Here is a 22,791-nt window from a genome sequence, read left to right on the forward strand (position 1 = left end):
TATCTTCATGGGCCCTATTATTTACCTATGGTTCAACTACTTACCTTTAAACGCTTTCATACTGCAGAGCAGGCTGCCGAAATAATCACCCTTTTGCAGGAACATCATATCCCTGTGGAGTATGAAGAAGAGGTCCTGCTGGATAAAATATATGCTGGTCAGAACTTTGATCAGCGACACCTGGTTAAAATTCCGGCTGGTTATTTCTCACAGGCAGACTCCCTGTTGAAAAGCCAGATCAGGGTGTCTCTTGATGAGGTGGAGCCGGACTACTACCTGTTGGCTTTTTCTACAGAGGAACTGAAAGAAGTCATCGATAAAAAAGACGAATGGGGCGACTATGATTATGCATTAGCCCTGAAACTATTGGAGAAGCAGGGTATTTCCTATTCACCCGAACAATTGAAGCAACAGGGAGAGAGCCGGTTGGATACACTTTCTCAGCCGCAGGCGCTACCGCTCTGGTGGTTGGTGGTAGGTTATATTTCCCCATTGTTCATTTTTACCATGATTCCTTTTACCCTTGTTTGTTCCCTGTTAGGCATTTTCATTGGAGGATTTGTTTATCTGACAAAAAAGACGTTGCCGGATGGTTCCCGGGTGCCTGCGTTCACTGCCAAAGCGCGGACCCAGGGTAAGTGGATGATGGTCATTGTCTTCGTTTTGGACGTGATATGCTGGCGGGAATTGATCAGCCGGATGTAATACTATCCCGCAGGGATATACGTATTAATGGTTTCCAGGTGTTTATAGGAAACCGACTTAATCAGTGTCAGTGGTTTCTTATCCCTGAAAATCCTGAGCCCACGGCCGATCGCTACCGGGATAACAAACAGGTGATATTCATCGATCAGGTTATGGTCAATGAGACTGCTGACGAAGTCGGCGCCTCCATAAACGAGGAGGTCCTTACCGGGTTCTTTTTTAAGCGCCTGTATGGTAGTAACGAGGTCGCCGTTGGCGACTTCCGCGTTTCGGCCCCTGATGGTAGTTGTCGTATGGCTAAAAACAATTTTACGCATGTGCACCATTCTTTGTGCCAGCGGTTGTTCCCGGCTACCGGGTTGATGGTCGAGGATATTTTCCCAGTGATCAATGAACCCCTGGGCCATTTTACGGCCTATCAGAATGGTGTCGCAACTGTCAGCCAGTTCAATAACGGGTTGTTGACCGGAACCGGTATGTATCCAGTCCAATTCTCCATGGGGACCGCCAACAAAACCATCGATGCTGATGTGTACCTGAAGTTTTAGTTTACGCATGGATGTAAAGATGGAAAGAAGATCGGAGTTGGACAGGGGCTGTATGCGACAATTTAAGGGGCTGTTTGTAACATTTTGTTTAACTTGAAAAACCAACAGTGAATGTTATGAATAAACTCCTGATTGTACTGGGCGCTCCTAATGATCACCTGGGCAATTTATCGGCCGTCGCGAAAGACCGGTTGACCTGTGCGGCTCATTTTTATACCTCCAACGATGATTTTAAGCTGGTGTGTACCGGCGGTTTTGGCGAACACTTCAATACCACAGATCAGCCGCATTATTACTACGCTAAACAATTCCTGATCAATAACGGGGTACCGGAAAATGTTTTCCTGGATTGCCCGCCTTCCGCCAATACCTGGGAAGATTTTCAGCTGACAAAGGACCTGGTATGGGACCTGCAGCCCGATATACTGGTCATTATCACGTCTGATTTTCATCTTCCCAGGGCGAAAACATTATTTGATAAAATTATTCACTACCCTAAAGTTGTTTTTGTGCCTGCATCGTCGTCTCTCACGGAGGCAGAGCTATTGCCTTTGCTGGAACATGAGCAGCGGGCATTGACAAAAATAAGGACGACTACTGTTTAGCCAGTTTCGGAACCAGGGTGGTGCCTGGTTTTATTTCGTCTGAAGCTCTTGTCAGCAGGGTGTCTCCAGCTGTAAGGTTACCAAATATTTCTATTTTATCTCCCAGGTTGATACCATTACGCACGTCCACCCATTCGGTTTGACCGTTTCTCAGGCGGATCACAAAACGTTTTTCCAGGTTGGTCACAACCGCAGAGGAGGGTACCAGGAAGGTAGGCGCTTTTCTGCCCAGTTTCAGCACGGCATTGGCATACATGCCGGATTTGAGCTGTTGCTGAGGGTTTGCAAAAAGAAACTCCCAGGTTTCTGTTCTGTTGCTGAGATTTAATGCGCCGGCTTTACGGGATAACGTTGCCTGGTAAACAACATCCGGTTGGGCATCTACCGTAAAATCAATGGCGGGCGATTCGGCAGTGGCGGCGGTATAAGCCTCGGGCACGGGTACCCGTAAACGAAGTGTGCTGATGTTTTCCAGTACCAGCAATGGTTTGGGATTACCGGCACTCACTAACGTGCCCGGATCTACGTTTCTTTGTGTCACAATACCGTTAAAGGGCGCACGGATGGTGAGGTAATCTTTCAATTGAGCGAAGGCACTGGTTTTGGAGCGGGCGGCATTGAGCGCGGCGCTGTCTGCCATCATCTGGCTGTTGGCTTTTTCCAGTTCTCCGGCGGCGATTGTGCCCTCTACCCGGGCGGCGTTCACAATACGTTTGTAGGCGTCCAGGCTACCCAGGTAACGGGAGCGCGCTGTTTGCACATCTGCATTGGCCTGGGAATAGTTGGCCAGTGCTTCGGGGGCCTCCAGTACGGCCAGTAGCTGTCCTTTGCTCACTTTGTCGCCTATATCCACTTTCAGGCTGCCTACATACCCACTTACTTTCGCAAAAATCTCTGCACGCTCCAGGGGTATTAACTCCGCCGGAAAAGTCATGCGTTTGTTCACCGTGTCTTTATGAAGCAGGAAGACCGCCACGGAATCAGGGGCAGCCCTCCGGGATACTTCAGCATTTTTTTCGTTGGATTGACATCCTGCCCCCATTATCAGCAACACAAGTCCTATCGTGGTATATGAAAATCTCATGGTATCTTTTTTTATATCTGGTCAGTTGATGAATTCGTTTCGTAGTACCTGCTCTCCGGATCTTCCGGATGCAGGGAAGGGCTATGCCAGGCTTTTTTACCAGCTATACCGGCGTAAATGGAAGGCAGGAAGATAAGGGTGCTGATCGTTGAAAAAATCAATCCGCCGATAACCGCTATACCCAATGGCGCTGTTTGATCACCTCCTTCGCTGAACCCGATGGCCATCGGAATCATGCCGGCAATCATTGCGAGGCTGGTCATGAGTATGGGACGTAAACGGTTGCCGGCGCCGGTGACGGCGAAACCAGCGGTTGATTGTTTACGGTATAGCTCCCCGTTGGTGATCAGCAGAATAGCATTGGCGACGGCGACGCCTACCGCCATGATGGTGCCCATGTAGGACTGTATGTTCAGGGATTGCCCGGTTACCCATAGCAGCAGCAGCGCCCCGGCAATAACGGCCGGGATAACGGATAACACGGCCAGGGATAAACGAAAGGACTGAAAATTGACGGTCAGCATCAGGAAGATCACCACGATGGCAATCAGCAATCCGGTTGACAACTCATTCATGGTTTGTGCGAGCAGGTCGGCCTGTCCGCGGAGCATAATTTTAACGCCTGGCGGCAACTCTCCCAATGACGCGATGGCGCTTTTCACTGCTTTCACTGCGGTGCCCACATCTTTTTTATGAATATTCGCTGTCAGCGTAATGAAGCGTTGTTGGTTGATACGGTCATACTCTCCGGGGGAGGTTACCCTTTGGGTGGTGGCCACATCTCTGAGGAAAACGCCGTTTGCAACGGGTACCAGTCCCAGCGCATCGCTGTTGTTGACGCGGTACTGCGGGTATTCCACCTGTACCTGGTAAGCGGTACCGGTGTTTTTATCCAGCCAGTAATTCGGTTGCGTAAAGCGGCTGGAAGAGGTGGCCGCTACGGTTGATTTAGTGATCTGGTCTACCGTTAAACCTAATTGACCGGCCTTTACCCGGTCGATGTTCAGTTTTACGCCGGGATACTCCAGTGGTGTGGCTACCTGCACATCCCGCAGGTAGCTGATGGCCTGTAGTTTTTGATTCAAGGCTGCGGCTATCTTACGGCTTTGGGAAAGGTTTTTACCCATCACTGCAATTTCGATAGGGTTGGAAGTCCCCATATTCACCACCTGTTCGGTCATATCTCCCGGCTCGAAGGAAAGCATAGCAGCCGGCATCTCTTTTTTCACTGCCTTGCGTAAGGCCTCTTTAAACGTTTCAATGGCGATGCCGTTACCCTTTTGCAGTTTTATTTTTAATACGGCTTCGTGTGGGCCGCTGGTCCAGAGATGAATAAGATTTACCGGATAGCTGGACGGCTGTACGCCCACAAAGGCGGAGCTGATCTCTATCTGGTGGCGGCTGATACTGTCGGCCAGGTGCAGCAGCCGTTGGGTGGCTTCTTCAGTTCTTTCCACACGGGTACCGGTGGGAAGCCTTAGCCGTACCTGCGCCTGGCCGGCATCTGTTTTCGGAAATATGTCGGTGCCCAGCAAATAAAAACCGGCGGCCATGAGGCTTAATGCCAGTACCAGGTAAACAGGCGTAGCCCATGCGGCGGCTTTCATAAAGCGGGTCAACCAGTTTTCGTACTGTGTCCTGAACTGTTTGAATCGTTGGGTGGCATGCGCTTCTCCGCTTTGAAGACGGTCTTTCAGCAGCCAATGCGAAAAAACCGGGACCACCGTTTGTGACAACACGAAAGAGGCTATCATGGCAAAACCTACTGCCAGCGATAAAGGCAGGAACATCGCACCGGGAATGCCTGTCATAAACAAGGCTGGTACAAATACAGCAATTACGCAGAGGAGAATCAGCAGTTTGGGTAAAGCTATCTCCCGGCAGGCATCCCATATCGCCCGGGCCTTCGACTTCCCTGATTCCTGGTGGTGATGTATGTTTTCAATGGTAACGGTCGATTCATCTACCAGGATACCGATGGCGAGCGCCAGTCCGCCCAGGGTCATGATGTTCAGCGTTTGTCCGAAAATGCGCAGGCAGATGATGGCAGATAACAATGCCAGCGGGATCGTCATCACCACAATCAGCGCGCCCCGCAGGTCGCGCAGGAATAATAACACCATCAGCCCGGTGAGTAAGGCGCCGAGTATACCTTCCATGGTAAGACTTCTCAGCGCATTGATCACATAACCCGACTGGTCAAACGCATAGGTGACTTTGATATCGTCGGGTACCGCGGCCTGCATATCCGGCAATGCTGCTTTCACGCGTTGTACCACGTCCCAGGTGGCGGCGTCCGCGCGTTTGGTAACGGGGATGTACACGGAGCGTTTGCCGTTGATGAGTGCATAACTGGTGGTGACATCGCTGCCCAGTTCTACCTGGCCGATATCCCTGACATAGACCGCCGGGCCAGCGCCCAACTTCAGGGGCACGTTCTCCAGTTCTTTCACATTTTCCACGACTGCATTCTGAGACGTGATCAGTGTCTGATCGCCTTCGCGGATATTGCCTGCGGGTGTAATACTGTTGGATTTCGCCAGCGCCTGTACCACTTCATCGGGCGAGAGGTTGTAATTCCTGATTTTTTCGGGATCTACCTTGATGATAACGGTTTTCTGGTTACCACCGAAGGGTGGCGGCGCAGACACGCCGGGCAGGGTAGAGAACATAGGCCTCACCTTAAACAACGCCAGATCCTGTATTTCACCGAGGGAACGGGTGTCCGACGTAAATACCAGTTGACCTACCGGCACGCTGCCGGCGTCAAACCGGGTTACAAAAGGGGGAACGGTGCCCGGCGGCATAAAGGCCCTGGCGCGGTTCACATACCCCACTACTTCACCCATTGCCTGGCTCATGTCAGTGCCTTCGTTAAACTGTATTTTGATAATGGTCGCTCCCTGAATAGATTTGGATTCTACATATTTCACACCGGTCACATACAGGAAATGGTATTCATAGTAGGAAGTAATAAACCCCTCCATTTGTTCCGGAGAAAGCCCGCCATAGGGCTGCGCCACATAAATAGTGGGCAGACCCATTTTAGGGAAGATGTCTATTTTCATGTTTTTGATACTCAGCCATGAAAAAAAGACGATCGCCATAAAGGCTACCACCACCGCCACGGGTTTACGCAATGCCATTGCTATTAATCGGATCATACCCTTGCTAGTTAACCTGGTTTAAAAATAAATTCAGATCGCCGTTCACTGCGGCTTTATACAACAACGCCTTCCATACCGCCATATAGGCTGTTTTATTGTCCGTCGCTGCTTTTACAAGGGCGTATTGGGCCTGCATCAGATCTGAAAAATTGGCCAGTCCGGATTGGTAGCGGGACTGCATGGCTTTGTAGGAGAATGCCGCCGATTCGTAAAACAGCGGACTTTCTTTGGATACCATCAGCGCGGTGCTCAGGGTGGTATCCGCCAGTTCGCTTTGTTTCCTGACCTGCAGGGTGATTTCATTCATTTTTTCTTCATTGGAGCGGATGAGGAAGTCCTGCTGTTGTACCTGTGATTTTATCCGGGCAAACTGAAGAATAGGTATACTTAATTGTAAACCGGCGCCATAGTTATATCGTTGGAAAGCCAGTCCCTCTGTGGATTTTACGTTGCCGTTATAGTCGATGCCGGAGCCCCTGGCATAGGCGGTACCCCATACACCGAGGGTGGGCATAGTGGTTTTGCCCAGTACTTTCCTGCGGGCTTTGCTCAGTGCTATATTGGAAGCATAGAGGGAGAGGAGCGGGTTGCGGGCGGTGTCGGCTGCCAGGTAAGCCGTGGGTACCCTGCTGAAGTAGCTGGTATCGGAAACGGCTGGCGGCTGGTCTGTTGCCAGCAGGGCTGAGAGCGTGATGATGGTTTGTTCCCGGTACTTGCGGCTATTCAGCAGTTCTACCTTTGCCCTGGACATTTCCGCCTTCAGCAGGGCGGTATCTACGCCGGGTTTGATACCGTTGACCACCAACGTTTTAGCCACTGATAGATTGGCTTCCGTTCTGGCGACGTTTTCCAGGAAAACTTTCTCCAGTTCCTTGGCCATAATGATATCCAGGTAGGCGTTGATCACTTTTACCTGGTGCTGAAAGATTTCGTTGCCGGCATCGGCGTGGGCGAATTGGGCGCCGGCCCGGGACAGGTCCACCTGTGAACCCCGTTGCCCGAAAGTGACGGGCTGCCAGTTGAGGAGCAGACTGGTAGCGCTGCCAAATACGCCATCATAGTGATTGGCGGCTGAAGGCGGGCCACTGATAGGCATCAGCAGTTGAGGATAGGACATGCCGGTGATATTGTTGTAGGTGGCATAGTTGACCTGATAGGCTGCATCCAGTGAAGGAATAAGCGTGCTTTTACTGGCTGTGATGCCTTTTTGGGCGGCTTTTGTTTCCCATGCCCTGGATTTTAATAGGGGATAATTTTGGGTAGCTTGTTGTAATAATGCTTTCAGCGGTATTTGCGAAAACAGCTCCGGTGGGCCTGCAGTTAACAGGCAGACCAGGCATAATAATAGCCTCCGCGGCAATCGATACATATGTTCGGATGTTTAGAAAGATAACATAGGATAACAGCGTCTGGTTCAGGCAGGTACCGGCATATCCCTCTCCATGCACCTGCAAGGGTGGCGGACGCAAATATGGTAATTAAAGGGGGCGTTTTATGGTATATTTGAAAATATCGTGGTATGCACGATTAGTTGTTTTTCCGGAAGGCAAGCGGTGTTTGGCCGGTTTTCCGTTTGAAGTATTTCACAAAATGAGAGGGGTCGTGGAAATCGAGCACAAAAGAGATTTCCGCGATGGTATTATCGGTATAGATCAGTTGCCTTTTGGCTTCGCTCACAATAAATTCCGCCAGTATATCTTCCGCCGGCTGATTCACCGCTTTGCGACAGGCAGCACTTAAATTCTGCGGAGAAGTGCTGAGCTGTTCGGCGTAGTAATGCACTTTATTTTTGACGGTTTGTTCGCTGTTTAACAATGCAAGAAAGGAGTGATACAGGTTGGCGCTCGTTTCCATTTTGCCGGCCATGGGTTTTACATCTTCCAATACCAATGCCAGCAACGCTTTCAACAAACCTTCGATGATATGGAAAGCGTATTTTCCTTCCCGTTTATTGGTTTGCGTGAGCAGCTCGAAGAGGCTGTGGACCGCAGCGGTCTGCTCGGGGTAAATACAACTCTCCCGGCTGATCTGTGTCATCAGGGCCTTTAACTCACTATCCAGGCTGTCTTCTATGAAACTTTTTTTGATAATGATCACGAATCCATCCGGTTCGCTATCCAGCTCCCAATAGTGTACCTGGTCTTTCCGGATAAAGTACATCACCGGCGGCGCCACCTCGAATTTCCGGGAGTCGATGAAATGTTGGCCGCTTCCCTGTGACAGGTAAAGTATCTCAAAATAGTTATTGTGTTTGTGAGGAGTCGTCTTTCTGATTTCTTTTTTAAAAGGAGCAATCTTGATCGACTTACCCGACTCACTTTTATCTTTTATTTGCAGTTTGGTCACCATACAGCAGTAGTGCCTTTGTGGCCAATTTACAACGTTTTATCGTTTTTTACCGGTTAAAATTTTCCTATCTCTATCATACAAGCCCCCCTTTCCTCCAGCTGATAGCTGACCTCCACTATGCCTTTTTTATAGGTAGATAGTAGCCTTCTTCCTGACACGCTGGTCACATATACCTTACCCGTTGCCGGTAACCCATAGTCACGGGCACGCATATGGAACCTTACCGGCAGCGCTTCTTCGCTGATACTGGCAACGGCTACGCCCAGCCTGCCATTGGCGGCTTTCCAGGCGCCGGTGTACAACAGCGGCACCCGTTGCTCCTGCCGGGTAACGCGGTCCTGGTGTTGCCCGGTGTAAATAGACAACCTGGAAACAGCGATGTTTTTCTCCGGAATAACCATTTCCGGCGGCCGCATAAACCGTCCATAGAGCAGGTAGGGCAGACTTTTGTATCTCGTTTGTACGAGCCTTATCAGATAATCGATTTCCTTTTTTTTATCGATAGCCAGTGTTTCGTGGTAGTTGGCGATGGTGGGCTGCTGTCCCCATACGAAGGCGCGCGCCTGTTCCATCAGGAACTGCTCATCAAATTCAGCAGGAAGTGGCTGTTCGGAGGTGGCAGGTGCATATGCCGCCGGCCACAGCTCATCATAAGGTGGGGATACCAGGGAAGCGTAACTGCCGAAAGTAATGGCATAATCATGATACACTGCCTGGAAGAAGGGAATGGTGGCTGGTCCGGTTACGCCGGCATAACGTTCCCTGCTTACCTGCAATGACAAAAAAGCATCCAGGTAGGGGAGCCATGATTCGCCACAGCCTTCACCTGCCAGGATGGTGTTGTTTTGAGTACGGATCTGCTGCGTGAGTTTTCCAAAGTGAGATACCCAGTAATTACCACCGCCGGTGCTATGGCCGTGCGATGGGTCGTAACAGCGCTGATGCAGACAGGCCTGGTCCATGTAAATACCGCTGGTACCATAGTCATGGATCGCCTGGCGGGCGAGTGCCGCATACTTGTTTTTCCAGAAGCTGGTGGCCAGACACATCGGTGTTAAGGAATGTTGGGTAAAGATGTTGTATATATGTGCGCCGGTATTGCCTGCCTTATCTTTCACGGCCCAATTCAGCGCATGTTCAGCTTCAAAACTTTTGGTAGCGGTGCCCCATTGGAATGCGTTCATATATACGAGCGCGTTAACACCTTGCTCCCGTGCCTTGTCAATAGCGGATTTGAAGGCGGTGTCGCCTTCCCGTGGCGGGAAGTATTCCGGGAATCCATCGTCGTAAGAGCAACCATGCCACCAATGCCACAATACATTCACGGGCAGACCTATACGTTGTTTGATATCCAGGGCCGGGGTGAGTACGTTACCGGAACGGCCCCGGTTCCAAACCCATAGCGCTGTCGCTGCCGTTGGGTTTGGGATAGCCTGTTTCCGGAAACGGCTGTCCCGGCACCATCGCTGTCGGATAGCCCATTCCCGGTAAATGGTAGCGGCTGAAAGCCAGTCACCTTTAAACGCGCCGATAACGGCATCATACGGTAAAGTATATACGCCGTCGCCGGCGGCAATAACAGGGTAATGCTCCATTTGGTAACTCAGGCGCCGGAGGCTATCCGTGGAGATGGAAAACGATTTGGCATAACTCTGTGCATCGTTGCAGGCGGCGTAAAAGCCATGGGTACGTGGATTGTACAACGACAGCACCTGCATAGACAATAGGCCGGGATAATGCCAGGTATAGTGTTGTGCCCCGCTACGGGGGGATTTATACAATTCACCCAACCATACCGGTACTGCCAATTCTTCGTCGCCCATATCCTGTAAACCGCTGATTTGGGGAAAAACAATCTTATCGGGCCGTTGGCCGCTAAGGCCGGATAGTGCAATATTCCAGTCCGCAAAAGGTTGTTCACCCTGCAAACGGATAGTCACCTTCACCGCCAACGCAGCCAGCTTGTCTTTAAACCGGCTCCACTCCAGGACCAACGTATGTGCGTCGGGCCTGGAGAAATGGAAGGTTCCGGCCTGGGGTATCGTTATCTTCGATTGGAATAGTGCAAGCTCCCAGAGGGAAGCCCCCTCCGTACTTTTACGATCCAGGAACTCTAAAGCGTTCTTCAGATCATAAAAAGAAAGGAGGGTACCGGTGTTGGCGTCAAATGTAAGCCGGATGGACTTGTTCTGCAGCACGATGTCCGCGGCATAGGAACGGGTAGCCGTCGTCAGCCATAGCAACGCTGTCAGCGATAAAAAATATAGCCTGTTCATCAGTTATTTTTCCATGTAAGCCGGAGCGGCTGCCTTTTGTCGTTTTACGATGATCCCGCACAAACGTTTATACAAGTCCTTATCGGCGGTATTGGTGGACTGGTACAGCTTTAGTATCGTATTTTCCGATTGATAGTAAGCCAGTTTTTTGGTATCGTAAACCTTGTTTTGTTCAAACACTTCCAGGTAGTCATATAGTTTTTGACCTTTGCCGCCCAATACTCTTTCATCAAATTCCACTTCGAGGTTGATGTGATATTTATTGGCTTCGTTGCAGGCTTCCTGTAAACGGGCATAGGGCACATCATCGGCGAAGAAGTAATTGGGTTGCAGGTATACGTCGCTGAAGCCATAGGGCTTGTAGTTATCGTAGCCGGGCGATTTCCACCAGGGTATCCAAAGAAAGGCGTTTTTCCCTTTTTTCGAATAATCGCCAATAGAAGCGATGATAGGGGCGGTGTTTTCTACTTCTTCCGCTATCCAGTAAAAGCCTTCCAGCTCAATGTTAGCATAGGCTGCCGCGGTGAATTTTTCTTTCACCTGGTCCATGAACCATTTGCAGGCGGTGATCCTGTCTGCGTCTTTAGAGAAATCGAGCATTTTACCATTGAGGGTTCCCCATTGGGTAGCGGCTTTCATGGGTTCGGGAATACCTACGATCACTTTCCTTTTACGGGTAGGCGTGCCCGTTTTAGCGATCACCCCGGTGATACATTCATCCAGTGCAGCAAAGGAATAACCTTTCCGGAAGTATTTGCTGATGAGCGCATCCCAGTGTTCTTTGAGCGCCGGTTCGGGGGAGTGACCGGTAGTATAGGCGTGCCCGTTACCATCCTTCAATTCCAGGAACAGGAACCCGTCAAACATCCAGTCGGTGGTGGCATTGTCGTCGTATGCCACGTATGGATAGAAGGCGTCTTTGGTCCATGTCTGTGGCCCATCGGCGCCGCCGCCATAGATGAGTACCAGGTCGCGGATACTTGTTTTTTGCACATCGTCTGTACCTGCCGGCGGCGTGGCGGTGGTATCTTTCTTTTCATTCCCGTCATAGTCGGGATACATATATTTTTTATTGCACGACGTGGTGGGTATGGCCAGCAGCATCAGTATCCAAAGGAGAATATTCTTCTTCATGTTCAGGTATCTTTTAAAAAGTTGAGCGTTAATTCATATACGGTGGGTTCACGACCTTCTGACGGGCGGTTACGATTTCGCAGAACTTCCGGTATATGCTGTCCAGTGGCGGATGGTAATCTTTCTGTGTATAGAGTTGCAGGATAGTGTTTTTCGATTGGTAATAAGCCAGTTTCATATTGCCGTACACGTTATTACTGCCGAAAACATCCATGTATTCATTCATTTTAGTCCGGTAGGAGGCCGTGTACAATACGTTTTCATCGAACTCCATTTCCAGGTAGGTATGATTGGCGTAGGCGGCGTTACAGGCGTCTTGCAGGCGGGAATACGGCACGGTAGGGTAGAAGAAGTAATTCGGCTGCAGATAGGTATCGCTGAACCCGAAAGCTGTCGGATTATTGTATCCCGGCGATTGCCACCACGGTATCCAGGTAAAACAGTAGTTTTTGGGCGCCAGGTAATTAGCTACATCGAGTGTGACGGTGCTGGCATTGCCTACTTCTTCTCCGATCCAGTAAAAACCATCCAGCACCAGGTGCCGGAAGTTAGCGGCGTTGAAACGGGCGATCACCTCGTCTATGAACCATTTGCAGGCCATGGTCCGGTGCGCATCATTTTGGAAATCGAGCCATATGCCCTGTGCCATGCCCCAGTTGGTACCGGCAGATTTTAGAGGTTCGGGGATGCCGATAATGATCTTCCGTTTGTTAGGAGGCTGACCGGCGCTCCAGGTGGCGTCGTCTATGGCCTGGTCTAATGCGTGCAGCGAACGCCCGGCGGTGAAATATTTATCGAGCATCGTGTTCCAATTGGCTTTCAGCGCAGGTTTATTCGGATCGCCATGACCTGCGGTAAAGGAATAATCCCACTGGTCTTTTAATTCCAGGAATAAAAATCCATCGAACATCCAGTCATATAGATTCTGTTTGTTTTTATATACTACGTATGGATGAAAGGCATAAGGGTCCCATTGCTGGTCGCTTTCCGTGCCCGCGCCGTATATGAGTACCATATCGCGGGCTTTTGTTTTAGGCATGGTCAGGGTAAGACCGGAAGCTCCGGTGGTGACAGTAGCGGAGCGATTATTTTCAATACCTGTTTCACTCAGTCCTTTTCTGCAGGAGGTTGCGGCGAGCATCAGTAATATGCCCAGGCAACCGTAAATCGTCTTATAGGTGATCTTAAAACAATTCATAAAGGTGTGTTTTAAACAGTGAAAAACAGGGGCGCCGCGGCGCCCCGTTAAAGCTATTCTACCTGGTATTCCATGTTGAATTTTCTGACGCCGGCATTAGCGGCGGCTTGTGAAGAAATAGCCGTGGTGGCTACGTATATATCTGCACGAAGACCATTCACCACTACCTGCACATCACCGGAACTGAGATCGGTTGTCATGCCCAGCGGTGCGGATTGGAACAGTTTCAGGTCTGTATAACCCGGATCTCCCGGCGCCAGCGGCAGTTTGGTTTTGTCGGTGATTTCAAATACCAATACCCTGGATTCGCTGTTGCTCCGGATACCTTGCGCCAGCATGGCTACAAAACGATCTCCGTTGACGGTGAATACATCATAAGCCAGTATTTTGTAGGGATGGTTCACAGGATTCAACCGGTAGTAGGTACCGGCGGCGTCCTGTATTTCAAAGCGGCTGCCTTTGCCGTCCGTTTCTGCAGCGCCTTCATTATACCAGCAAAAGTATTTATCGGAAGCTGCATCGGCAGTAAGTCTTTTAACGGCGGCAATATCCCAGGTACCGCCTGTTTTAGCAGGATCAAACCGGGTAACAACCGGGCGCGGAGAGGCGGCAGCTCCGTTGTTCAGTTCCCACGTATAGTACTGCCCGTTAGGCATAGTGGTATACATATAGGCTTTACCGGATTTACTATCGCCTTTGATATTCACTTTGTTGATACCCAGTTGTGCAGGAATGAATGTTGGATCATCCCAGGAAACCAGGTTCATGATTTGCTCCGGGCTGCTTTGCAGGTCGTTATAACGGTAAAGGATAAACCCTTTTCCGGATTCGTTCCAGGTGGTTACCAGGAACCGGCCCTGCTCATCGGTCATTACGCGGGAAGAGAAAGTGGTAGGTGGATCTATCTTTTTCATCAGGCGGCCGTCATTGGTACTGAAGGCAAACAGTTTGCCGTCTGTATTCCAGTCGTTGAATTCGGGAATGAAGAAGTAATCTGCTGATACGGCGAGGTTCCTGATGTTGGTCCGGGTAAGTCCCAGTTCTTCTACGGATTTAAACCATACTTCCCTGAAACGTGCTTTTATAAAGTTCGTGGGCCGGATGGCAATGTAGTGGGTGCGTACGGTACCAACACCATCTGTTACTTTTATTTCCAGAGGATGGGTGAAGTCTACCGGCACATCTTCTTTCAGCTCCGGCGTCATGGTACAGGTAGGTTCCAGTTTCACTTTCGTTAACAACTGTGTAACGTTCAGCGGGTCTTTGGGCGTATTGGGAATATCGATGAAGAGCGTATCTCCGTTATTATACGGTGCTGCCTGGGAGGACTGGTAAACTTTTGTCTGTCCTGCCTTGTGTACGGTAAATTCCAGCAAACCTTTCGTATAGTTCATGCCCGTTTTCCGGACGGTTAACGTATACGGCTGCCGGGCGCCATTGGCAGCTGTAACGGCAATCTCCATCGGGTCTGAGAGATTCTTGATGCCAGTCAGCCCCGGAGCGATGGTAGCGCCTATGGGGATAGAGGCCACAATTTCCATCTTTGAAATATCGGTGGAGATCAGGGTGTCATTGCCTGGCAGGTAGATAGGCACGTCGAAAGATATCTTACCATCCGTGATAACGCCGGGATATTGTTTGTCGGTGCCGGCAAACTTCACGTAGATAGATCTGACTTTATTATCGCTGCTGTCGATGAGCGCATCCGGCTTGTGACAGGCCATGATCAGCAGGCAGAGCAGGAACCCTATATATTGGAATGTTTTCATGAAACGACTGTTTAGAGATGAATTATTGCCAGGCGGGATCTTGTTTACACGCGAGATTGTTTTTGATCTCGAAATCAGGAATAGGCATAGTGTAATATCGTTCCGGGAAAAAGCGGTCGGCTTTGTCGCAGTCTACGAGGTTGTATTCATAACTGTCGCCTGTCTTTTTGATTTCCATTCCGTGCATCCGTACGCCGTTAAGCACGGTGCCGGCTTTTTTCCATCTTCTTAAATCCCAGTAGCGGTGCCCTTCAAACGCGAATTCGCACATCTTTTCTTTCTGCAGATCGTTTAAATATTCTTCCGGTTTGTCTTTAACAGGTAGCGGTGGAAGTCCCACGCCTGGCCGTTCCCGCAACATGTTCAGGTAGCGGTAAGCCGTAATGAAATCATTTTTACCTCTGCCATAGGCTTCTGATAAAATGGTGATGATTTCTGCATAACGGATCTCTATCCAGTATTGATCTCCTTTTTCTGCCACAAAATCTTTCACTTTGTTTTCCAGGAATTTACGGATGAAATAGCCGGTTACAGAGCGGTTCCGGGCGTTCCCATCGAAGTATTCAATGTAGCTGTCGGTGCCGCCTGCATAAGTCTGTAATGTCCGGCCTTTCCAGGGAGCGCCGTTATACAGGATGGTGGCATAAAAACGCGGGTCGCGGTTCGTATAGGGGTTAGCTTTATGATCGGGATTATCCCAGCTGAAACGTTCCCAGCGGTTTCCTGTTTTGATGTCGAATTGGGACACTAGTTCTTCTGTGGGAGAAGCGTAGCCGCCGTAACGTTCTATATCGCCGGTAGGCGCAAAATAACGGTCAAAGTTGTTGGTCAGGTCAGGCCTTTTGTAATAGGCTGCCAATATGATTTCTTTGTTATGAGGCGTGCTGAATACTTCTTCGAAGTTATTCACCAGTGCATATTTCATGGCTTCCACTTTTCTGCCGGCACTGATAGCATCATCCCATTGCTCCGCATAGAGGGCGGCCCTGGCGAGGAGCGCATAGGCGGCGCCTTTGGTAATACGGCCGGTACCGTTATTGTCCCACGCTTCGGGAAGCTGTTCGGCAATGGCTTTCAGTTCACCGGTCACCCACTGCCAGCTGGCGGCAGTGGTGGCGCGTGCTTTGTTTTTCTCCGCAGGGCCGTCCAGTTTTTCGTCGTCTACCCGCAGTACCACGCCACCGTGACGGGTAATCAGTTTGCTGTATACAAACGCCCGCAGAAAGCGGATCTCCGCCAGGCGTACGGCTAAGTCGCTGGCATTGATATTGGAGCCATACTTCCCCGCATCAATGATAAACTCGTTCAGTTTCCGGATATGCCCGTAGGCGGCAGACCAGGGACTTACCGCTTCCGTGGTGGCGGGCGACAGGAAAGCCGGGGAGAGGCATACCCTGTTATGGTAAGTGTCCATGTAGGTTTGGGAATACTTGAGGATATCGGAGTATCCGTCACTCAGATCCGGGCCGCCTATTTCGGAGAATTGGTACAGGGCGCCATAGAGGCTGTTGACGTAAAGATCAAGGTTGCTGGTATTTTTCCAGACGACGCCGTTGGAATACTTATCACCGGGAGCAACATCCAGGGTCCGGGTGCAGGACCAGGCGCAGGATACCAGCAGGAGTATGTATATTATCTTTCTCATGTGTACGTGAATTAAAAGGTCAGGTTAGCGCCGGCGCTATAGGTGCGTTGCTGCGGATAATAGCCGTTGTTGACGCTGGGGCTCTCCGGATCAATGTATTTGAACCGGGAGAAAGTGAGCAGGTTGGTACCGGCGACATATAGCCTCAGTCCTTTGATGTTGATGGTGCGCAGGGCGGCCGGCGACAGCGTATAGCCGAACACGGTATTCTTCAGGCGGATGTATCCTCCCGGTTCTATCCACCAGGTAGCGTCGAGCGAGTTACCACCGCTGGGAATCAGTGACAGCCTGGGATACCGAGCATTGGTATGCTCCGGTGTCCAGGAATTTTCCAGCAGGTAGCGCGGACTGTTGTAGCCGTTGCCGTAAAAAGGTTTGGTAAAGATGGTGTTGTCGGGGATACCGTTGTCGTACATACCGCTCAACAGGATGTCGTTCAGCGCTGCCCCCTGCCACATCATGGAGAAGTCGAAGTTATGATACCGCAGTTCGAGATTGAAGGCGTACATCAGTGGCGGCATACCGGGACGTGTAGCGACGGCCATATCATCTTCACGGGTCAGTTTACCGTCACCATTCATATCCTTGTACATGATATCGCCCAATCTTTTGTAACCCCCGCCCGGAGGAGCGGGACTGTTTTTTAATTGTTCCTCCGTTTGGAATAAACCGGTGGCTACATAGGCCAGGCGTTGCCCGATGGATTTCCCGATCATATTTTGCCATGGCTGCACGTTCTCTGGCTGGATGATAGACAGGATACGGTTTTTGGAGTAACTGAAGTTACCGGACAAGGTATATTGCAGTTGGCCGATATGATGTTTGTGGGAGAGCTGTAATTCGATACCGCGTACATCTACCGACCCGCTGTTTTCTATTTCGGGATAGTTACCCCCTAACGACGATGGGTATACGCTGCCGGTGTGTTGCAATATATCGTACGTGTATTTATAAAAAACATCTACTTCCGCGCTCAGCAATCCTTTCCACATGGTGAGTTCCGCGCCCAGGTTGTAGGTGCGGGTTTTTTCCCAGGTGAGATGGGTGCTGGGATAGGAGGTGGAAGAACTCAATCCGTAAAGCGTATTCAGTTTATCGCCCAGCGCTATCACAGGGGATTGTGTGAGGTTGAAGTATTGTTCATAGAGAAAAGGCGTTACGTTATCGCGGCCCAGCATACCGGCGGAGCCGCGCAGCTTCAGGAAATCGACGTTCCGCACCTGATCTTTGAAAAACTTTTCTTCAGAGATCACCCAGCCGGCTGATACGGAAGGGAAGAAACCCCAGCGCGACGCTTTGGGAAATTTATAAGAGGCATCATACCGGAAAGCTACTTCCATCAGGTATTTATGGGCATAGGCGTAATTCAGCCGGCCGACATAACCTGCCTGTACGCTGGTGGTGCTGCCGCCAGCATTGGGTATGGGCGGAAGCTGTTGCCCGAAAGACAGCTGCGGGATATCTTTCAACAGGTATCCCCAGCGGGATGCATAGAGGTTATTGCTGTTGCCTTTCTGCCATTCATAGAGGAACAGCGCACCGATATGATGTTTACCGGTTTCGCGTTCATATTCCAGGGAAGGTCTTACCACCGTATAGTCGAAATTATCGGCGGTTTGTATCAGGCTGCCGTTGGCCATAAAGCCGTCTGCCAGTGATTTACCGTATTTCCCGGTTTCTGAAATAAAAGCATTTACGTAATAGGGAGTAGCAAATGTTTTGGCATCGGCATATTTCCGGTCGTAGCTGCCAAACAGCGATGCTTTTAATCCGCTGATGAAAGCGGGCGTATAGCTGATTTTGGCAGAAGATTCTATCATCGTATTGGCGGATTGCTGAAACCCGCTGAGTTCCGCCACTGCAAAGGGATTTAGCGTCATGTAGGAAGACCCTGTGGGTAATCCTTTGTATTCAAAGGGAAGGAAAGGGTACATGTACAACGCCTGGGAGATGGGACTGAAGATAGATTGTTTTTCATACGAAGCAGCGCCCGGCGTGTGCAGCTTTTCCGTACGGCCGGCCAGGTTCAGGGATATAGCCCAGTTTTTGGCGGGTGTCATATCGAGGTTGGCCCTTACGTTGTATCGTTCCAGTTTCATGTCTTTTACGATACCTCCCTGTTGCATAGCGCCGATGCTGGTGAAATAGCGGATATTGTCTGAACCGCCGCTGACGGAGAGGTTGTGTTGATTCACGAAAGCCGGTTTGTTGAGGAACTCCCGTTGCCAGTTGGTATTTTCCAGTCCGTCGGATGGATCGCCGTTAGTCATGGCGGCGATCTGTTCATCGGAGAACCATTTTCTGTTCCCATCCATTTCATTGGCTTTATTGTGCCAGTAGGCATATTCGGTGCCGGTGAGGAAGTCGGGGAGCTGGGTGTTTTTAGAGACCGTGGCGGAGCCGGTATAGGAAAAGAGCGGTTTGCCACCGGCTTTACCTCTTTTAGTGGTGATGAGGATCACGCCGTGGGCACCTTTTACGCCGTATACCGCCGAGGCGGCGGCGTCTTTTAAGACAGACACCGTTTCAATATCATTCGGGTCTATATGGCCAAATGCACGTTCTACACCGTCTACCAGGAACAATGGGGACGAGTTGTTGAAGGTACCGAAACCTCGTACCAGCATATTCGCATCATCGTAGCCTGGTTGACCGCTGGGCTGCTGGAAGCTTACCCCGGGCAGTTTGCCTGTCAGCATCTGGCTTACGTTGGTCATGGGTGCGCGAACGAGGTCGTTGGCGGATACCTGGGCCACAGCGCCGGTGACATCCATTTTCTTTTGGGTGGAGTAACCTACTACAATTACTTCGCCCAGCTCACCGCGACTGGCTTTGAGCCGGATATCGATGTGTTCGCGGGAGAGTACAGCTACTTCCTGTGTTTCGAACCCCAGTAGTTTGAAGGACAGGGTGGCGGAACTGCCGGCTTCCACCTGGTAGCGGCCTTTGTCGTCCGTGACGGCACCTTTGCCGGTACCTTTCACCTGTACGGTAACACCCGGCAGGGGATTACCGGTGCTGTCGGTCACGATGCCACTGATGATCCCTGGAGGGGGTAGTGTGGCATTCGTTTTTACCGCGGTAATAAATACATTCTTTTCGGCGATGCGGTACACGTAGTTCAATCCTTTGAAACACTGTGCCAGGGCAGCGTTAATGTCGGCATCCTTAACCTGGACGCTGGCATTGATACCTTGCAGTTGAGCGTCATTATAGAAAAACACATAACCAGTTTGTGCCTTGATCCGCTGAAGGATGGTGGTCAGCGGTTTGTGTTGTTCATCCAGTGTGATTTGCCCATATCCTTTGGCACTTATCTGCAGCAATGCAAGGAGCAGCAGCAGGGTGGTCAAACTTATCCGCATAATCAGTTGTTTTGTAAAACCGTATGGCCTGGCCGGCGTTGGCTTAATACTGGCCCATAACGGGGTACAGGGATATAAAATATCCCGTGATGTGGTGGAATTCATTAATTTTAGACTGTTTTAGGCTGAAACTGTTTTTGAAATGTCATCATCTAAGAGAACGGTTAGCCTGAACGTAGCCGGAATGTGCCGCAAACACTTCCGGCTTTTCAGTATCTACCGGGTAAGCGGACGCTGTTTTTTCATAATTGTTTTGATTAATGGTTGATAAAATAAATATGGATACTGTTGTTATGGCATTTATGGTCTGACGACAATCGTTTTATCGTTCCCGTTATTAACTACTTCAAATTTAAATCCTACGAATTCCAGCATTTCCAGTGCTTTCGAAAGGGGGAGATTGCGGTAAATGTCGCCGGAGAATGTCTGCGGAGGCATACCTCCTTCGTATTCCACGGTTACATTGTACCAGCGGCTTAGCTGTCGCATGACAGTTTGTATATTGGCTTGCTCAAAGCTGAAAAGACCGTTCTTCCAGGCGACAGCCAGGCTTGTATTCACCGTTTTGACGTTTATTTTACCGGTCTGCGGCTGGTACAACGCCTGTTGGCCGGGACGCAGTATGATGGCTTTACCGGCGTTGTTTAGTGGTGTTACGCTTACCGATCCTTCCAGCAGTGTGGTGTTGACAGACGCTTCATCCGTATAGGCGTTGACGTTGAAGCTGGTACCCAGTACGGCTATACGTTGCTGGCTGGTTGTCACCATAAAAGGTTGTCGTGCATTAGCGGCTACTTCCAGGTATACCTCGCCGGTAATGGTAACATCGCGTTCTTTACCGGTAAAAGCAGTTGGATAGGTAATGGAAGACGCCGCGTTGAGCCAGGCGGTGGTGCCATCCGGCAGCAACAGTTTAAACTGGCCGCCGGGGGGCGTAGTCAGCGTGTTATAGCTGATGTTTTGTATGCCATCGCCGCCTTTATAGGCAATGCTGCCGCTGTCGAGCTGTAGCACGGTGGCGCCGGATTGCCTCGCCAGTTCGCCGGTACCGGTTTTATCCAGGATGATTTTTTTGCCGTTGGACAGGGTCAGTACCGCTTTATTGCCAGGTGTGGTATCCTGACTGGCTAATGGAGACACGATAGGTTTACCGCCGGGGTGCATAAAGTAATAGTAACCGCTGCCTGCCAGCAGGCCTGTTACTACAGCGGCAGCTGCCCATTTCCATAGCACGCGTACCCTGGAATGCCGCTGCCGTGATCCGGTAGCAGCCTGCATCATCGCATTTTTTTCTGCCTGAGAAAAAAAGATTGTGGTATCGGCAGTATCGTCGTAGGTGGCATCCATCAGCTGTGTGATCAGCTCCTGGTTGGTTTCATCGGCCAGCACCTGGTTCAGTGCCTGCTTTTCTTCTGCTGAAGCGGCGCCTGAAAATACTTTATACCATAAATCGCGTACTTGTTCGGGTGACATACTATAAAGACACCGGGAAAGATGCCAGGGGTATATGCCGGGGGAAATATTTTTTTATTAATAGGAGAGGGGAAGTAATACGACCAGCAAAACCGGGAAGGGCACACGGTGACGCACATACTCCCGGATGAATTGCAGCGCCAGTTTCCGGTATTTTTTAACAGATTCCGGGGATAACTGCATTTGTTCCGCAATTTGTTTGTGGGACAGTCCCTGCTTTCTCACCAGTTCAAATACTTTCCGCTGCTGCGGTGGCAGCTGGCTGACCGCCTGTTCGATGACAGGCAGGTACTGTGCCAGGCCTTCGTCATCGCCGGGCGTAGCGTCGCTGTTCTCCATATCCTGCAGCCAGTCCTGGTATTTGAGCGTCATGCGTGCCTGGTCCCTGATATGATTGTAGGTGAGGTTACGGGCGATGATAAAGAGATATTTTCCCGCGTGGCCTACTTCCGGCAGCGTAGCGCGTTTATGCCACACCTTTATAAAGGTGTCCTGTACAATTTCCTGGGCTACCTCCCTGGAATGGGTGAGTTTATATACAAAAGCCCCCAGCCGGTCGCTATAGGCATACAACAGCTGTTGGAAGGCTGTTTCATCGCCTTCGGATACCCGCAGCAGTAACTGCTGCTCATTATGTAGCTGCCGTGTTGACAATCAGTTGTTGCAATTCTCCGTACAATCTTAATAATTTTATACAAGAAAGGGAAGTGAAACTATTTTATCTGTTTAAAATGCAGGTGTCTGTATTCATCTTTTGGAAGATGAATATTGACTATCCTACAAGATAAATTCCATGCAACAATCTGAAATTTATCAGGCTGGTTTTCAAATAACACGCTACCTTCGCGATTGATTTTTTAGTTTACATGTTACCATTGAACCTCCGGGATACTCCGGATGCTGAGTTATGGCGGATGGCCCGGGAAGGCAGCCTGCCGGCTTACGGAGAGCTATACGAACGCTATTGGGAAACGCTATATGAAACCGCTTACTGGCGCCTGTACGACAAACCCGCTGCCAAAGACATCGTGCAGGAAGTATTTATATATTGCTGGCAAAAAAGAGAACAGATACAGATTACTGAATCTGTGATAGCCTATTTGCGGGCGGCGGTACGATTTAAAATACTCAACTATCTGAAGTCGGAACAGGCGAGAGATAAATATCGTCATCTCGCCGGCAGGGAGCTGCCGGAGATCACGCATGCCACAGAAGAAACCCTGGCCAGCGCCGACCTGGAAGCCAGCTACCGCCGCGAACTGTTACGGCTACCCGAAAAAATGAGACTACTATTTATGGATAGCCGCGACAACGGTCTCTCCGTCCGCGAAATAGCGGAAAAGCACGCCCTTTCTGAACAAACCGTTAAAAACCAATTGTCATCAGCCCTTAAAAAACTAAGGGAAGGACTGGGTAATTTTTTCCTGGAATAATTTTTTTTCTCCGGCATAGTACTACCGGAATTTGAGGATT

General features: G+C 50.2%; 16 protein-coding genes. 3 read left to right on the plus strand and 13 right to left on the minus strand.

The features are described from left to right. The first annotated feature begins 27 nt into the window (after positions 1-27). Positions 28-705: a hypothetical protein gene (locus ICL07_RS31375; protein ID WP_188092016.1), complete on the plus strand. Its 678-nt coding sequence runs from the start codon at positions 28-30 to the stop codon at positions 703-705. A gap of 2 nt (positions 706-707) precedes the next feature. On the opposite strand, the gene ICL07_RS31380 is transcribed toward ICL07_RS31375, so the two are convergent. Next, positions 708-1,262: a dihydrofolate reductase family protein gene (locus ICL07_RS31380; protein WP_188092017.1), complete on the minus strand. Its 555-nt coding sequence runs from the start codon at positions 1,260-1,262 to the stop codon at positions 708-710. A gap of 107 nt (positions 1,263-1,369) precedes the next feature. Between ICL07_RS31380 and ICL07_RS31385 the strand changes: the two genes are divergently transcribed. Then, positions 1,370-1,858, plus strand: a complete 489-nt coding sequence (locus tag ICL07_RS31385; RefSeq protein ID WP_188092018.1) for a YdcF family protein — start codon at positions 1,370-1,372, stop codon at positions 1,856-1,858. On the opposite strand, the gene ICL07_RS31390 is transcribed toward ICL07_RS31385, so the two are convergent. The 12 genes from ICL07_RS31390 to ICL07_RS31445 all read right to left on the minus strand — a co-directional run bounded on the left by ICL07_RS31390 (position 1,848) and on the right by ICL07_RS31445 (position 21,972). After that, positions 1,848-2,942 (minus strand): efflux RND transporter periplasmic adaptor subunit, encoded by a 1,095-nt coding sequence (locus tag ICL07_RS31390; protein WP_188092019.1) that lies wholly within the window; start codon positions 2,940-2,942, stop codon positions 1,848-1,850. The two genes, ICL07_RS31385 and ICL07_RS31390, sit on opposite strands and share 11 nt — an antisense overlap. An 11-nt stretch (positions 2,943-2,953) precedes the next feature. Next, a complete protein-coding gene (locus tag ICL07_RS31395; protein WP_188092020.1) occupies positions 2,954-6,106 on the minus strand; it encodes an efflux RND transporter permease subunit in 3,153 nt (1,050 codons plus the stop codon). A gap of 7 nt (positions 6,107-6,113) precedes the next feature. Continuing rightward, entirely contained in the window at positions 6,114-7,478 is a 1,365-nt protein-coding gene (locus ICL07_RS31400) for a TolC family protein (RefSeq protein WP_188092021.1), read from the minus strand. Between the two features lie 158 nt (positions 7,479-7,636). Next, positions 7,637-8,458 carry an AraC family transcriptional regulator gene (locus tag ICL07_RS31405; protein ID WP_188092022.1) on the minus strand — a complete coding sequence of 274 codons (822 nt, stop codon included), beginning with the start codon at positions 8,456-8,458 and terminating at the stop codon, positions 7,637-7,639. 53 nt (positions 8,459-8,511) lie between these two features. Further along, complete coding sequence (locus ICL07_RS31410; RefSeq protein WP_188092023.1) at positions 8,512-10,734, minus strand: DUF6259 domain-containing protein; 2,223 nt, start codon at positions 10,732-10,734, stop codon at positions 8,512-8,514. A 3-nt stretch (positions 10,735-10,737) separates the two neighbouring features. Further along, the gene (locus ICL07_RS31415; RefSeq protein WP_188092024.1) at positions 10,738-11,868 is read right to left on the minus strand and encodes a DUF4855 domain-containing protein; all 1,131 of its coding nucleotides are present in this window, start codon (positions 11,866-11,868) and stop codon (positions 10,738-10,740) included. A 28-nt stretch (positions 11,869-11,896) separates the two neighbouring features. Beyond that, a complete protein-coding gene (locus ICL07_RS31420; RefSeq protein ID WP_188092025.1) occupies positions 11,897-13,066 on the minus strand; it encodes a DUF4855 domain-containing protein in 1,170 nt (389 codons plus the stop codon). Between the two features lie 53 nt (positions 13,067-13,119). After that, positions 13,120-14,835 (minus strand): DUF5018 domain-containing protein, encoded by a 1,716-nt coding sequence (locus tag ICL07_RS31425; protein WP_188092026.1) that lies wholly within the window; start codon positions 14,833-14,835, stop codon positions 13,120-13,122. Between the two features lie 22 nt (positions 14,836-14,857). Then, positions 14,858-16,480 carry a RagB/SusD family nutrient uptake outer membrane protein gene (locus ICL07_RS31430; RefSeq protein WP_188092027.1) on the minus strand — a complete coding sequence of 541 codons (1,623 nt, stop codon included), beginning with the start codon at positions 16,478-16,480 and terminating at the stop codon, positions 14,858-14,860. An 11-nt stretch (positions 16,481-16,491) separates the two neighbouring features. After that, positions 16,492-19,845, minus strand: coding sequence for a SusC/RagA family TonB-linked outer membrane protein (locus ICL07_RS31435; protein ID WP_188092028.1), 3,354 nt, complete (start codon positions 19,843-19,845; stop codon positions 16,492-16,494). A gap of 300 nt (positions 19,846-20,145) precedes the next feature. Continuing rightward, positions 20,146-21,318, minus strand: a complete 1,173-nt coding sequence (locus ICL07_RS31440; protein ID WP_188092029.1) for a FecR family protein — start codon at positions 21,316-21,318, stop codon at positions 20,146-20,148. A 57-nt stretch (positions 21,319-21,375) separates the two neighbouring features. Next, on the minus strand, positions 21,376-21,972 hold the full coding sequence (locus tag ICL07_RS31445) for an RNA polymerase sigma factor (RefSeq protein WP_188092030.1): 597 nt from the start codon (positions 21,970-21,972) through the stop codon (positions 21,376-21,378). 212 nt (positions 21,973-22,184) lie between these two features. Here ICL07_RS31445 and ICL07_RS31450 point away from each other — a divergent pair, with 212 nt between their 5' ends. Then, positions 22,185-22,751, plus strand: coding sequence for an RNA polymerase sigma factor (locus ICL07_RS31450; protein ID WP_188092031.1), 567 nt, complete (start codon positions 22,185-22,187; stop codon positions 22,749-22,751). Positions 22,752-22,791 lie beyond the last annotated feature (40 nt).

The sequence above is a fragment of the Chitinophaga qingshengii genome, assembly GCF_014529935.1.
Lineage (GTDB): Bacteria > Bacteroidota > Bacteroidia > Chitinophagales > Chitinophagaceae > Chitinophaga > Chitinophaga qingshengii.